Origin of the sequence: Virgibacillus subterraneus (assembly GCF_900110695.1) — a bacterium.
Classification (GTDB): Bacteria; Bacillota; Bacilli; order Bacillales; family Amphibacillaceae; genus Lentibacillus; species Lentibacillus subterraneus.
This window is the reverse complement of sequence record NZ_FOEH01000002.1, coordinates 511073-524471: the sequence shown is the minus strand read 5'-3', so window position 1 is coordinate 524471 and position 13399 is coordinate 511073. Positions and strand designations below refer to the sequence as shown.

14 protein-coding genes are annotated in these 13399 nt (G+C 36.7%); all 14 read right to left on the bottom strand.

The genetic code is table 11. From position 1 onward, the window contains the following. Window positions 1-753: 753 nt before the first annotated feature. The 14 genes from BMY13_RS09180 to aroC all read right to left on the bottom strand — a co-directional run bounded on the left by BMY13_RS09180 (window position 754) and on the right by aroC (window position 13383). Window positions 754-1440: a zinc metallopeptidase gene (locus BMY13_RS09180; RefSeq protein ID WP_092492722.1), complete on the bottom strand. Its 687-nt coding sequence runs from the start codon at window positions 1438-1440 to the stop codon at window positions 754-756. 67 nt (window positions 1441-1507) lie between these two features. Beyond that, entirely contained in the window at window positions 1508-1780 is a 273-nt protein-coding gene (locus BMY13_RS20055) for a sporulation protein YpjB (RefSeq protein ID WP_425445146.1), read from the bottom strand. Between the two features lie 65 nt (window positions 1781-1845). Then, window positions 1846-2424 (bottom strand): lipoprotein heptaprenylglyceryl N-acetyltransferase LhaT, encoded by a 579-nt coding sequence (gene lhaT, locus BMY13_RS09170; protein ID WP_092504080.1) that lies wholly within the window; start codon window positions 2422-2424, stop codon window positions 1846-1848. Between the two features lie 78 nt (window positions 2425-2502). Next, the gene (locus BMY13_RS09165) at window positions 2503-3282 is read right to left on the bottom strand and encodes a menaquinol-cytochrome c reductase cytochrome b/c subunit (RefSeq protein ID WP_092504078.1); all 780 of its coding nucleotides are present in this window, start codon (window positions 3280-3282) and stop codon (window positions 2503-2505) included. 19 nt (window positions 3283-3301) lie between these two features. Beyond that, window positions 3302-3976: a menaquinol-cytochrome c reductase cytochrome b subunit gene (qcrB, locus tag BMY13_RS09160; RefSeq protein ID WP_092504076.1), complete on the bottom strand. Its 675-nt coding sequence runs from the start codon at window positions 3974-3976 to the stop codon at window positions 3302-3304. A gap of 6 nt (window positions 3977-3982) precedes the next feature. Next, window positions 3983-4495, bottom strand: a complete 513-nt coding sequence (locus tag BMY13_RS09155) for a QcrA and Rieske domain-containing protein (RefSeq protein ID WP_092492717.1) — start codon at window positions 4493-4495, stop codon at window positions 3983-3985. Between the two features lie 254 nt (window positions 4496-4749). Next, window positions 4750-5214 (bottom strand): DUF2487 family protein, encoded by a 465-nt coding sequence (locus BMY13_RS09150; protein WP_092492716.1) that lies wholly within the window; start codon window positions 5212-5214, stop codon window positions 4750-4752. Window positions 5215-5310: 96 nt separating this feature from the next. Further along, entirely contained in the window at window positions 5311-5883 is a 573-nt protein-coding gene (locus tag BMY13_RS09145) for a ReoY family proteolytic degradation factor (RefSeq protein ID WP_092492715.1), read from the bottom strand. Between the two features lie 340 nt (window positions 5884-6223). Beyond that, window positions 6224-7489, bottom strand: a complete 1266-nt coding sequence (locus BMY13_RS09140; RefSeq protein ID WP_092504074.1) for a tetratricopeptide repeat protein — start codon at window positions 7487-7489, stop codon at window positions 6224-6226. Between the two features lie 112 nt (window positions 7490-7601). After that, window positions 7602-8888, bottom strand: coding sequence for a 3-phosphoshikimate 1-carboxyvinyltransferase (aroA, locus tag BMY13_RS09135; protein ID WP_425445145.1), 1287 nt, complete (start codon window positions 8886-8888; stop codon window positions 7602-7604). Between the two features lie 27 nt (window positions 8889-8915). Beyond that, on the bottom strand, window positions 8916-10016 hold the full coding sequence (locus tag BMY13_RS09130) for a prephenate dehydrogenase (protein WP_175476759.1): 1101 nt from the start codon (window positions 10014-10016) through the stop codon (window positions 8916-8918). Beyond that, entirely contained in the window at window positions 10013-11119 is a 1107-nt protein-coding gene (gene hisC, locus BMY13_RS09125; protein ID WP_092504070.1) for a histidinol-phosphate transaminase, read from the bottom strand. Before hisC ends, BMY13_RS09130 begins: the two co-directional genes overlap by 4 nt. Window positions 11120-11122: 3 nt before the next feature. Further along, a complete protein-coding gene (aroB, locus tag BMY13_RS09120; RefSeq protein WP_342728755.1) occupies window positions 11123-12211 on the bottom strand; it encodes a 3-dehydroquinate synthase in 1089 nt (362 codons plus the stop codon). 5 nt (window positions 12212-12216) lie between these two features. After that, window positions 12217-13383 (bottom strand): chorismate synthase, encoded by a 1167-nt coding sequence (gene aroC / locus BMY13_RS09115; protein WP_092504066.1) that lies wholly within the window; start codon window positions 13381-13383, stop codon window positions 12217-12219. Between the last annotated feature and the right edge of the window lie 16 nt (window positions 13384-13399).

Sequence of the window (13399 nt, the reverse complement as noted above, 5' to 3'; positions counted from 1 at the left end):
TTAATTTTTAGGATGCTTCCTAAAAGTTTATTTACACAAAGAATATAAACTGCGACACAGACTAAGGGTAACCGGTCTTGTAGTATTTAATGCGGCTCCCTGACCACGCAGCTGGAATATACTCGCTTTCACCGCTCCGGACATCTGCTCAAGCTGAAGCTTTCACAGTGTCTTCTTAGCCGTGGGCGCAGCACGATGAGGTTGCCAGCCGCCCGTGGAAAACGAAGTGTATGCGGTGTCATAGCACTTAAATTTTTTTCCACGTTATGTCGCAGTTTATATCAACTGGATGGTTAACGGGCAAAATATTTACAAAAAGAGACATTTTTTAAAATATGCCACTTTTTTATGCTGAGAAACGATTATAGTTGTGAAGCGATGCACTGGCTGCTGTGGAGGTCACTGGCCATAAAGCTATGGAAGACTCCTGTTCAGTCTTCCCAGTAATTATTCAGTTCTTAGTTAGACCCTTGAACGATTAATCAATTTCCATCCAGGTGTATTCAATATTCATTCGTGTTTATTCAGTCTTCAACGTGATTTTTCAGTTTTCAGCAGGTTTAAATCGAAAGATGTCAAAAAATTGTTTGTTCACCTATTTGCTAGACAAATTCAGTGACTCGATAGAAAAGCCAGCAAAATTAATAATTACTGTTGCACACTAAAAAGAGCATTGAATTGCTCTGCAATTCAATGCTCAATTTGCTCTAATATTCTTATTGTTTGAAACGAACTGGACCACATAATTTAAATTTATTCACTGCTTGCAGCATAAATTAGAACAAACCTGATAAGTTCAGCCAGAGCCACCATTGCAGCGGCTACATATGTTAATGCTGCAGCATTTAGAACTTTTTTCGTTTCACGTTCTTCATTATTTCGGATAACTCCGGTTGAAACTAATTGCCCCATTGCTCTATTTGAAGCATCAAATTCAACTGGCAATGTAACTAATTGGAATAACACTGCAGCAGACATGAAAATGATTCCAAATAGCAGCATGTTCGGCATTGTGAAGATAATCCCAGCAAATATCAGAAAGAATGACATTTTAGAACCCATGCTTGCTGCAGGGACCAATGCATGCCTAAAACGCAAGAATGCATAATCTTGTGCATCCTGTATCGCGTGACCAACTTCGTGAGCGGCAATTGCAGATGATGCCATTGATTGTCCGTAATATATATCTTTTGAAAGTCTTAACACTTTTTTACTAGGATCGTAATGATCGGATAAAACACCTTTTGTTACCTCTATATTCACATCAAATATTCCGTTATCATTTAAAATTTTACGTGCAACTTCGGCACCAGTCATTTGTGATGAAGTCGCTTTTTTCGAATATTTTTTGTACGTTTTTTTAACCTTTGACTGAGCCCAAATTGGTATTATCATTAACAATGCTATATATATTATATATCCACCAAGGCCACCTAACATGTTCATTCCTCCATCATTATAGTATATAGTACCTTATGGTCAATTTTAGTCAAAAAAGGGTAGATAGTCAACTGTTTGAATCTCTTTCGCTTTGTTTCTTTTTCTCACCTTTATATTTTCTCCAACTTACATAAGTTAATGTAACAGCTATACACCCACCAACAATTGTCAACATCCAGTAAAAGGGAATCATTTCTGCATTATTATTAGATGACAAAATAAATTGATTCTTAACAGGGATTATTTGCTTTGCGTAACTTATTGTTTTAGTCAGTTGAAAGTAAATGCAAACCCCTATGACCGTGGAAATTGTATATTTATCTAAAGAACTACTTTTCATAGAGTTCACCTCACATAACATCTTCTCCCACTAATGTATGTGCGGCTATAGTTTAATATAACAGGTTACGATAATGAATTTTTGGGTTTGATTGTTAACTTATAGGCTATGAAAATAGACAAAATGCTTAACCAAAAAGTAAAGTACCCTATTTCTTCCATATACATTGTTACGGAGGAATATATCGGCATCATGTCAAATACATAGTCTATCACATCATTATGTAATGTCCATAATGCACCAAACATTATATGGCGTACTTTTATGGCGTAAAATGGAGCATATAATAAACCTTGAATTGCCATTCCACCATGTGATGCCATCAGCATGTAACCTTGCCAGCTTAACGAACCGTCGACGTAGAGCGTGAATAAATTCATTGCAACTGCCCAAATACCGTACTTAAAAAGTGTGATAATTGCCAGAGCTTCTATGTAAGGCGTATTTCTATTGAATAAAAAAAGAAGTAAAAATATAGTGAAGAATAAACTTGCCGTTGGGCTGTCCGGAACAAATACTAAAAAAATATCTGGAGTTATGGAAAGCTGAGAACGATACCAGTAATAGCCATAAATAGTACCTATTAAGTTTACGATTAATAAACCTAATAAAAAGCGCTTATCTAAAAGTATATATTTTAACATATAATGAATCCCTTCTTTGCATGATTCTGCTTACAGAAAAAAACACCTTCACCAGTCGTTTGGCAAAGGTGTTTTAAATTAATTTCCTTGTTCGTTTACAGAAACAATAAAATCAGTTAATTTCTTTAATTCTTCATCTGAACCTTTAAATTGATCTGCTGGCATTGTGCCTATCCCTTCACGAGCAATTTTTGCAATTTCCTCAGCAGAGCGGTCAATACCAATTAAAGGTGGTGCTGCTGCTCCACCAGATAAATCACCGCCATGGCAAGTCATACAGTTACTTTCATAAATTGCATAGCCTGGGTCTTGTTTATCAATTTCAACTTCTTCTGATGGAGGTATTGGTTTATTTGCTTCAGCTCTCTGTGCCCAATCAACATGGGAGGCTGATTCATAAGTTAGCCATATGACAGAAGCTAATCCTAATAACATCATTCCAACAGCAATTGGGCGTTGGTGTGGTCGTCTGCCAGGCCCTTTATCTAAGAATGGTGCCAATAACAACCCACCAAATGCTAGTCCAGGAATTACCAGGATACCCAGTAGAATAAATGGCCCACTAGCAAAGTCATATTTTAAAAGTTCATATAAGAATAGAAAGTACCAGTCTGGCAAAGGTATATAACCTGCATTGGTTGGATCAGCCATTCCTTCCAGCGGAGATGGATGCGCAAGTGTTAAGCACATAAAACCAACTAAAAATACAGAACCTGCCAACCACTCTTTTAATAAGAAGTTGGGCCAAAATGCTTCAGTTCTTCCGGGATATTCAGAATAATCTTTTGGTATGTTTGGTTTACGTTCGGCCGAAATCCGCGAATCACCGACGAATTTCATTCCTTTACCCTTATGCACAGCTTTACCTCCTTTTTATTTATAGTGGTCCTGAAATTCCTTGTCTTCGTATTAATATAAAGTGTGCTGCCATTAATCCGAATAAGGCAGCCGGTAGGAAGAATACGTGGATTGCAAAGAATCTAGTCAGTGTTTGTGCACCAACAATATTCGCATCACCAGCAAGTAGAGTCTTAATTTGTTCTCCCATAAATGGAACCTGTTCTGCTATTTCAAGACCAACTTGAGTCGCGAAATATGCTTTATTATCCCAAGGCAATAAATATCCAGTAAAACCAAGTCCAAGCATAACAAAGAATATAAGAACCCCAACTATCCAGTTTAGTTCACGTGGTTTTTTATATGCACCTTGGAAAAATACTCTCAGTGTATGTAGTAGCAACATTACAATAACGACACTGGCACCCCAGTGGTGCATGCCTCGTACAATTTGGCCATGCGCAACTTCAGTTTGTAAGTAATAAACTGACTTCCACGCATTTTCGATATCTGGAACATAATACATCGTTAAAAACATACCTGATAAAATCTGAATAACGACTACGAAAAATGTCAATCCTCCAAAGCAATAAACAAAAGCCGAGAAATGATGGGCAGGATTAACATGCTCAGGTACTTCATGGTCCGCAATATCACGCCACAAAGGCGAAATATCTACGCGGTCATCAATCCAATCATATATTTTCTGTAGCATATACTATTAAGCCTCCCCTTGTGGATGTGCATTACCAAGATATAACATCCCATTTTCAACTTTTTGTTCATATACATCCAATGCCGCTGTTGGTGGTGTGTTTGGTACATTTACGCCACTCTTATAATAACGGCCGTCATGGCATGGACAATAAAATTGATTTGGATAATCTTCACTGCCTTCCCATGAAACAACACAGCCAAGGTGCTTACAAATTGGGGAAAGTGCTATTATATCGCCATTATCATCTTTGTACACCCATGCTGATTTAGTAACTTCAGACTCATACCAACCATCAACCTGTTTAATCTTCCAATCTACACGCTGTGGATCATTTGTAATATCCTCTACTGCCAAACTAACATTTGCAAAATCTCCAGTTGCTGATTCTTGCAAGACTGGATCAACTGCCATACGTAACATGGGAACAAGCATACCTGCTGCCATGAATCCACCTACACCAGTAAGTGTATAATTTAGAAATTGACGACGGGATACTTGCTGTTTCTCTTCGCTCATGAATTTTCCCCCCTCTATACATTTTTCACGGACAAGATTATTTTAATCAGATTACTAGGACATTACCATAATAGCGCAATCTGTTTATCTGGTCAATAAATAATCTTTTTTGACATAAAACTTTCGTAAATAGGTGAATAATTAGTAATTAAAAAGTACTATTTTTTACACCGATAGGAAAATGTAAATCTTTAGAAATCGTATAAGTACAAGTAAGTTTATCGCCACTAAATTTTTGCGCTAAGTTAAGTTCACTAATCTTTCCAGTAAGACCTTATAAGCTCACTTACTTGTTCAACATTGCTACGTATGATGGAGTGCATTTCATTTGATTGTAATGTACCATCTGATACGCCAGGCAGCCATAATAGGGTGCCACGCATTCCTTGTTCATTCTTTTTCCATGTAGAATCAAATGTAACATAAAAAATATGGTTGAAAGGTTGTTGTTCTATGTCATCGATCCATGAATTTATTCGAACTATTTCCTGGTCTTTATGGGATGATTTAAGATAATTATAATTCGGTGTAAGCAAAACCCTTCCTGTAAGCTCTTTTTCAAGTTCGTAGGAAAAAGCAACTAATACTTCTCGCTGAAACGCATCCTTTTCAAGTACAGAATCGTTTGATAACTGAAAGGGTATGAGTGGAATAATTATTGTATCCACATATTCTTTTGCATTTACATACTGGTGTAAATCACTTTTTTTCCATTTCATAGTATACAACCCTTCCTCTATTCTATTCTTCTTCATTTTAGAAAAAATATGATTTAACTTAAATCTTATCTTAAATCAGCAAAAAAAATCAACCTATTACCTTTGTAAGTTAGGTTGATTTAATTTCATGTTATCCAATCTATGTAGTTTTTTTGCCAACTCTTGAAATGTTTGTTGATCTTTCTCATCTAGAGCACGATCTATTTTAACCTGCAGTTGATTCTTTTGATATTCAAATAATGATTTTTCCAAGAGTTGTTTTGCTGCTTCCTGATCCTTTTTCGTAATAAAGTATTCGTCAGGAATAAATGGGTTTTCAACTAGAACTGCTGCATATAATATATTCTGATACGATTTTGTGAAATTCAATTGGATGTATAAGGGCTCATGTTGATTCATCCTGATATCATGAAATGACTTTTCAGCATCAGTTGTAACTAATTGATTTTTATAGAAACGGAATGGTACTTCCTCAGAACAATGACTGGTAATTATAATTCCTCTTGGACAAAACTTCGCTTCACGCACAAAGTGCACGTTAGTTAAGATTTTTTTATGATTTATTAAATAATTTAAAATCCATACACTTTCACGCTTTTTTAACTGATAGTGATTTAAAAACCATTGAATAAAACTTTTCTTATCCTGCACGGAAATAGGAGTATGCATTCGTGGAACTAACCTCCCTTAATATCCATAATTTTTTTGCAGTTTAGAAAGTATAAATACTGTCTTACTGCATGAGTGCAACTAAGGCTTTCGCCATAAAGGCATGGCGGTAGCAATTTTCTCTAATATTATAAGAAATAAAAGTTAAGTGCTGTGTATAACTGAACTTCCGAGTTTGCCACGTCCAGCTCCAGCGCCTATTGGACTTCTCCCCGTGTTTACGATGAGTCATGTTCATAAAATTTCAGGAAATAAGAAGATCGCCGCTTTGTGCGACAACGTCGATACGGCACGATTATAATCCATACGGCACTATACATGTGTTTGCACTTTCGTTTTATTATAGTTCTCTTGATTGTTTTAGTCGAGCGATATATTCTTCGACATCTACATCTAATGGTTGTTGTTTTAAATATTCTTCAAATATACGGATTGCTGTTTCCATCCTCCCTTCTTCTGTTAGAAAGTATCCATACTCTTTTAGAAAGTCGCTGTCTTGGTTTAAGCTATTATATGCTTCATCATAGTGTTTTAATGCATTGTCATATAATTCAATTTCATTATACGCTCGTGCAAGTTCCCATTCATAAAGTGGGTCATTAGCTCCCATTCCTTTAATTTCAATAATCAGCTCAACTATAGTTTCCTGATTATTTTGTTTTTTAAGCAGCTCAATTAAAAATAAAACTGCTTCTTTATAGTCAGGATCAAGTGCTATTGCTTCCCTCACCAACTTTTCACTTTCAATGTCTTCATTTAATTGGTGTGCCAAAGAACCGGTAAAGAAATATAGCTCTTTATTAAACTCATCAACCTGCAATCCCTGCTTTGCTGTCTCGTAAGCTTCTTTAGGCATTTCTTCCGCTTCGTACGCCTTTGCTAATTGATAGTATGCAGCATGATAATAGGTATCAAGTTCTATTACTTGCTTCCATGCTTTAATTGCTATATCACTTCGACCTGCATGCATGGCTGTAAAACCGTATTTAAATATTGTATCTGGATTCTCACTATCTATATCCTGGAATATACTTAATGCAATTTCATATTCTCCTATTGCCGCATATGCTTCAGCCATACGGTCATTAATTGGTACATTTGCCATTTCATTTGTAATAGGCAGTATCTTTTCATAATACGTAATAGCGTTTTTATATGACCCGGTAGAAAACAGCAGTTCAGCTAGAGCAAAATCAATGATAGGCTCATTGGGCTCATATTGTTTGGCAATTAACAGTTTTTGTTCTGCTACTTCAAAAAGTCCCTGCGCCTGATAAAGGTCTGCCAGCTGAATCATACTCTGAACAAATGCCGGATCGTCTTCATCAATTTCACTTAGTAAATTTATTGCCTCTTCGTCATTTTCGAGTTCAGTATATACATCAGCAAGCATTACCTTAATTTCGCTTTCTTTTGGATATTTTTGTAAAAGTTCTTGTAATGCATTACTAGCCTCTTTTAGAAAACCCCACTGAATATAGAGTTCTGCAATTGTATATTTTTCTTCATCATCAGCTTTTGGTAAATAATTTTCCAAAAGTGAAATTGCTTTCTCTGATTGTCTATTTTCCATTAAATTAACTGCTTCCATAATTTTGGTGTCCACTATGAACTTCCTTTCTTTTCGTGCGAAACTATCTAATGCATTTTATCATACAGAAAAGTGTATTTTTGTTCAAATAGAAAAGAATCTGTATGTAAACAGATTCTTTGCCAAATTAACTACATACGGATGTAAGATCCTGAAAGAAATTCGGATATGAAATTGCTACAGAAGATACATCATCGATTACAACCTCATTTTGAGTTATTAAAGATGCTATCGCATGCATCATGGCTATACGATGATCGTTATAAGAATTGACACTTCCGCCAACAAGTACGGAATTTCCTTCAATCATCATTCCATCTTTTGTCGGCTTCACTTCAGCACCTAGAGTGGTCAACCCCTCTACAACCGCTTCAATACGGTCTGTTTCCTTTAATCGCAGTTCTTCGGCATCTCCAATTACTGTCTCGCCTTCAGCTTGGGTTGCTAATAATGCAATTATTGGAAGTTCATCAATTAAACGCGGGATGATATCACCATTAATTACAATACCTTGTAATTTTTTATAGGAAATGGTTATATCACCGAAATCTTCTCCGCTTATTGTTTGTTTATTTGAAATTGATATAGAAGCTCCCATTTCAGTTAATACATCAATAATACCCGTTCGTGTAAAGTTTAGTCCAACGTTCTTCAAAGTCAAGTTACTACCAGGAACAATTGCGGCAGCAACCATGAAAAATGCTGCAGAGGAAATATCCCCAGGTACAAATACATCTGTCGCAGTCAGAGGCTGATTTGTAATACTTATACAAGTATCTTCTATACTGATATCCGCCCCAAAAGCCTTCAACATATTCTCAGAATGGTTTCTGGTGGCTGTCGGTTCAATAACCTCGGTCGTCCCTTCAGCAAAAAGACCTGCTAACAATATTGCCGATTTAACCTGGGCGCTTTTTACAGGTAAGGTATATTGGACGCCACTCAACCCACCACCATTAATTGCAAGCGGCAAATAACTGCCATTACTTCGTCCGTTTATACTAGTCCCCATCTGCTGTAAAGGAATAATCACACGATCCATTGGACGTGATGTTAATGAAGCATCCCCATAAGATGCGGTGAAGAAAGGCAATCCGGATAACACTCCGAGCATTAATCTGGCGGTAGTCCCTGAGTTTCCGAAGTAAATTGGTTCTATCGGTTCTTTAAAATGGGACAAGCCATTACTGCGTATATATAACGTGGTGTTATCTACCTCGATATCCACCCCTAGCAATTTAAATGCATTAATGGTTCGCAGACAATCCTCGCCAGTTAAAAAATGAGTAACTTTTGTAGTACCTTTCGCAAGCGAACCGAGAATTACTGCCCGATGCGAAATAGATTTGTCTCCTGGGACTTGCAATATTCCGTTAAGAGCATTTGAACACGGTGATAACTTCATATCCTTCAAATCTATTCACTTCCTTTTTCATTTCCACTATTTTTCAAGCATCAATTCATATCCATTATTATGTAATACTTGATAACTTTTCTTCTGATCATCTATTGTTGGAACACTTAAGCGCAAAACGCCAGTAATCCCTTCTCGTATCTCCAATATTTGCATGTTCTTAATACTAATTTTCTCTTGAGCTAATAGTTGAGCAACAGAAGCGATTGCACCTGTTTGATCTCGTATATCGACATATAAATCATAAAAGGATGGAATTACTCCTTTTTTGGTTGTACCCAAACCGTCTCGGTAATCCTTCGCTTGATTCAGGTAGGAACTTAGTTTTACTTTGTTATTTTGTTCAAGCATTTGCTTTAACTCATTCATTTCCATTATCCAGTCGTCTATAAGGTGCATCACTTTTCCACTATTATGGTGAAAAATATCCTGCCACAGTTCGGGATTACTGGATGCAATCCGAGTAATATCCCGGAATCCTCCGGCTGCAAGTTTTGGAATAAATGAATGTGTGTTTTGCCACTTTTTTGCTTGATGAACAAGTGCAGATGCAATCAAATGAGGAAAATGTGAGATAACTCCAGTCATTTCATCATGATCATTCGCCTCTAACACTACAAAGTTACTCTTTGTAGCTTTCAGTGTAGTTTTAAGTGTGTTTATCATCGTTTCAGTGCAGACATCGGAGGGCGTAAGAACATATATAGCATTCTCAAATAAGTGCTCCTTTGCTGCTTTAATTCCCTTTTTATGTGAGCCAGCCATTGGGTGACCGCCAATGAACTTAATGTGTTTATTGGTAATTCCATTTGCAACGTTACTAACTGGCTTTTTAACCGACGAAACATCTGTAACAATAACATCTTTATTAAATGGGATTTGATCTAATTCCTTTATAAACTTAATTGTTTCTGTTATTGGTGTTCCAAGTATAATAATATCAGCCATTTGAGCAGAATCAGCAATAGTTGAACAAGACTCATGAATGATTTCATTCATGAGCGCAAATTCAAGCGTTTCTTTATTTGTATCATAACCAATGATATAGTTTTCGTCTGACTCGCCAATACTCTTTGCTAGTGAGCCACCGATCAATCCTAAACCAATTACAAGAATTGTTCTTTTCATGATTCTCTCTCCTTGTTTATATCTAGATGTAATTGGTAGACAATATCTTGTAGCTGTTTCATATCATCTTCATTTCCAATCGTTACGCGGATTGTGTTAGGACAACCTAATCCCTCACCGGATCTAACGATAAATCCATTTTCCAATAAGTACTGAAATACTTCATCACCATTAATTGGGGTAGAAATCAGTAAAAAGTTTGTTTGTGAATCATAGTAATGCCAGCCTATCGAATCTAAAAACTGCTGAAAGCTATGTTTTATACTACTGTTCCTTGAAGTTGAATCCAGAAGAAACTCATCGTCATCAAGTGCTATTAATGCAGCTTTCTGTGCCATGGACGATGTATTAAATGGTCCTCTAACAACATCTAAATTCGCAATGAGTTCTTTATTTGCTACCCCGTATCCAATCCGTAAACCAGCTAATCCATAAGCTTTAGAAAACGTACGTAATATTAGCAAATTTTTATAGCTTGATAATCTAACCGAAATATTTGATTTCATATTGTTTTGTACATATTCATAGTATGCCTCGTCCAAGACTACAAGCACATGCTTCGGGCACTTCTCCATAAATGTATAGAAATCATCATGAGCAATTATACTACCTGTCGGATTATTCGGTGAACATAACCAAACCACATTTGTATCTTCATCAATTGCGTATAGCATTCCATCGAGATCATGATACCCATTTATAGTTGGTATCTCTTTTACAGTTGCTCCCTCAATTATAGCGTTATGCTTATATTGTGGGAATGTTGGTGTAGGCATTACCGTATTTACTCCAGGATATAAAAACGCCCGACCTACCATTTGAACAATTTCATCTGTTCCACTTCCAAAAACAAGTTGATCTTCGTTAATATTTAATTTGTTTGCTACAGCTGTACGCAATTCAGATGTATATCCATCTGGGTAAATATCAAATGAAGGCAGTTGTGCATCAAAGTATTCATTAATCTTCTTTGTGTATCCAAACGGATTTTCATTTGACGCCAGCTTTACAATTCGTTCTAATCCAAATTCTTTTTTCACTTCATGCATTTGCTTTCCTTGTTTATAAGGGGTCATTTCCTTCAAAATTCGCTTTCCATTCATATGCTACTCCCCCATCCTCAAATTAACGTTGTTCTCAATTTCCTTAAGAAAGGAATCTAAATAATTTAATAAGTCCTCGTCACTAATTTCAACAACAACGGGTTGTGCAATATCTTTTAAAAGTACCATTTGTATTGTTGTATTTACTGTCTTTTTGTCTAATTTCATTCTATTTAAAACTTGTTGTTTATTTATATTTGTAAGCTGAATCGGAAACGCATTTACGTTTAGCCATTGTAACAGTTGATCATAAGGGAGCTTAATGGAGAATACCTTTTCACTGACTCGTATCGCAAATAATAATCCGATTGCAACCATTTCTCCATGTGTACGGACCCCATATCCAATAATAGATTCTAAGGCATGACCTAATGTGTGTCCCAGATTAAGATATTTGCGTACACCCGATTCACGTTCATCCTCTTCAACGATTGAAGCTTTTATTTCAATCCCTCTGTTTAACTGATTAGCTAAGACATCGTTTGTTAATGAAGAAAGGTCTGAAGCTAGTAATGATTGGAAGAAAGCATCATCCTGGATTAATGCTTCCTTAATCAATTCAGCATAACCTGACCTTATTTCTTTATCATTTAATGTTTGAAGTGTTTGTACGTCGTAGACAACTGCTGCAGGGGGATAGAAATTACCAATCAGGTTTTTCCCCTGTTCATGATTTATCGCAACTTTTCCGCCGACACTGCTGTCATGAGCAAGAATTGTCGTTGGCATTTGGATGAAATCAACCCCGCGCATATAGGTCGCTGCAACAAAGCCAGCTACATCACCAACTACACCACCACCAAGTGCGATGATAAGTGAGTGTCTATCTAATCCAAATTCAATCGCATCCGTATGCAATTGATAAAACGTATTTACATTTTTTGATTTTTCGCCATATGGAATGACCGAAGAATAGACATGCTTATGGGATATGCTTTTCTTTATCTCTTCTAAATAATGCTTAGCTACTATTTCATCTGTAACAATAAAAATAGATGAGTAATCTTTTGGCAAATAAGAATTTAAATCACACCTTATATTTTCACCTACATAAACATGGTAGGAATTTGAAGCAGATTTAACTTTTGTCACTTTCACTAAAAACACCTTGTTTCTTCACGATAATCTTCAATTGCTTTCTGTAAAGCCGAAAATTTATCACTTGGAAACTGCTCGGTAATTGCTTTTGCAAGTTCAAATGCAACAACATGTTCTACTACAACAGAAGCAGCAGGTACCGCACAAGAATCTGAGCGTTCAACACTTGCATTAAACGGTTCTTTTGTTTCTATGTCAACGCTTTGAAGAGGTTTGTACAAGGTCGGGATTGGCTTCATTACTCCCTTAATTACAAGGGGCATGCCAGTTGTCATTCCTCCCTCAAATCCACCTAAACGATTTGTTTTCCGGTAATAACCGACATCTTCTTTCCAGGCGATTTCGTCATGGACCTTACTGCCATTCTTTCGAGCTGCCTCAAAGCCTAAGCCAAACTCAACTCCTTTGAAAGCATTGACGCTCATTACACTGCCAGCAATCCTGCCATCCAGCTTCCGGTCATAATGTACATATGATCCAACCCCTGCAGGCATTCCCTCTACGTACACCTCGACAACTCCACCAATTGAATCTCCTTCTTTTTTCGCTTGATCAATTGCATTCATCATTTGCTGTTCTACATTTTTATCAAGCGTTCGAACAGGTGATTCTTCAGAAGTCGATTTCCTATTTTCCATTGTCATAGATGGATTATCTTCTGCTACGATACCGGCAATTTCTTTTACGTAGCCTGAAACTTCTATCCCCAGGTGCTTTAAAAGTATTTTAGCAACAGCGCCTGCAGCTACACGAGCGGCGGTTTCACGTGCTGATGAACGTTCAAGTACATTGCGCATATCACGATGACCATATTTTAATGCTCCATTCAAATCAGCATGACCAGGTCTTGGACGTGAAACGGTTCGCCTTATTTTCTTATCTTCTTCAATTGGACCCTCTCCCATTATATCTATCCAATGCTTAAAATCATCATTGTGTATTACCAGTGATATAGGTGATCCTAACGTATAGCCATGACGAACTCCGCTTGTGATTTCCACCAAGTCTTTTTCAATTTGCATTCTTTTTCCTCTGCCATGTCCTTTTTGCCTCCGAAGTAACGATTCATTAATATCATCTATTAATAAAGGCATATGTGAAGGGATTCCTTCAATAATTGTAGTTAATTGTTTACCGTGTGATTCGCCAGCTGTTAAATAACGCATGAAACCTCCTCCTTCT

What these genes read in the sequence shown, in the direction of transcription:
- BMY13_RS09130 (WP_175476759.1), bottom strand. Translation starts at nt 10,016, where the DNA reads ATGAAAAGAACAATTCTTGTAATTGGTTTAGGATTGATCGGTGGCTCA.
- BMY13_RS20055 (WP_425445146.1), bottom strand. Translation starts at nt 1,780, where the DNA reads ATGAAAAGTAGTTCTTTAGATAAATATACAATTTCCACGGTCATAGGG.
- BMY13_RS09150 (WP_092492716.1), bottom strand. Translation starts at nt 5,214, where the DNA reads ATGAAATGGAAAAAAAGTGATTTACACCAGTATGTAAATGCAAAAGAA.
- hisC (WP_092504070.1), bottom strand. Translation starts at nt 11,119, where the DNA reads ATGAATGGAAAGCGAATTTTGAAGGAAATGACCCCTTATAAACAAGGA.
- BMY13_RS09155 (WP_092492717.1), bottom strand. Translation starts at nt 4,495, where the DNA reads ATGAGCGAAGAGAAACAGCAAGTATCCCGTCGTCAATTTCTAAATTAT.
- aroC (WP_092504066.1), bottom strand. Translation starts at nt 13,383, where the DNA reads ATGCGTTATTTAACAGCTGGCGAATCACACGGTAAACAATTAACTACA.
- BMY13_RS09180 (WP_092492722.1), bottom strand. Translation starts at nt 1,440, where the DNA reads ATGTTAGGTGGCCTTGGTGGATATATAATATATATAGCATTGTTAATG.
- lhaT (WP_092504080.1), bottom strand. Translation starts at nt 2,424, where the DNA reads ATGTTAAAATATATACTTTTAGATAAGCGCTTTTTATTAGGTTTATTA.
- qcrB (WP_092504076.1), bottom strand. Translation starts at nt 3,976, where the DNA reads ATGCTACAGAAAATATATGATTGGATTGATGACCGCGTAGATATTTCG.
- BMY13_RS09145 (WP_092492715.1), bottom strand. Translation starts at nt 5,883, where the DNA reads ATGCATACTCCTATTTCCGTGCAGGATAAGAAAAGTTTTATTCAATGG.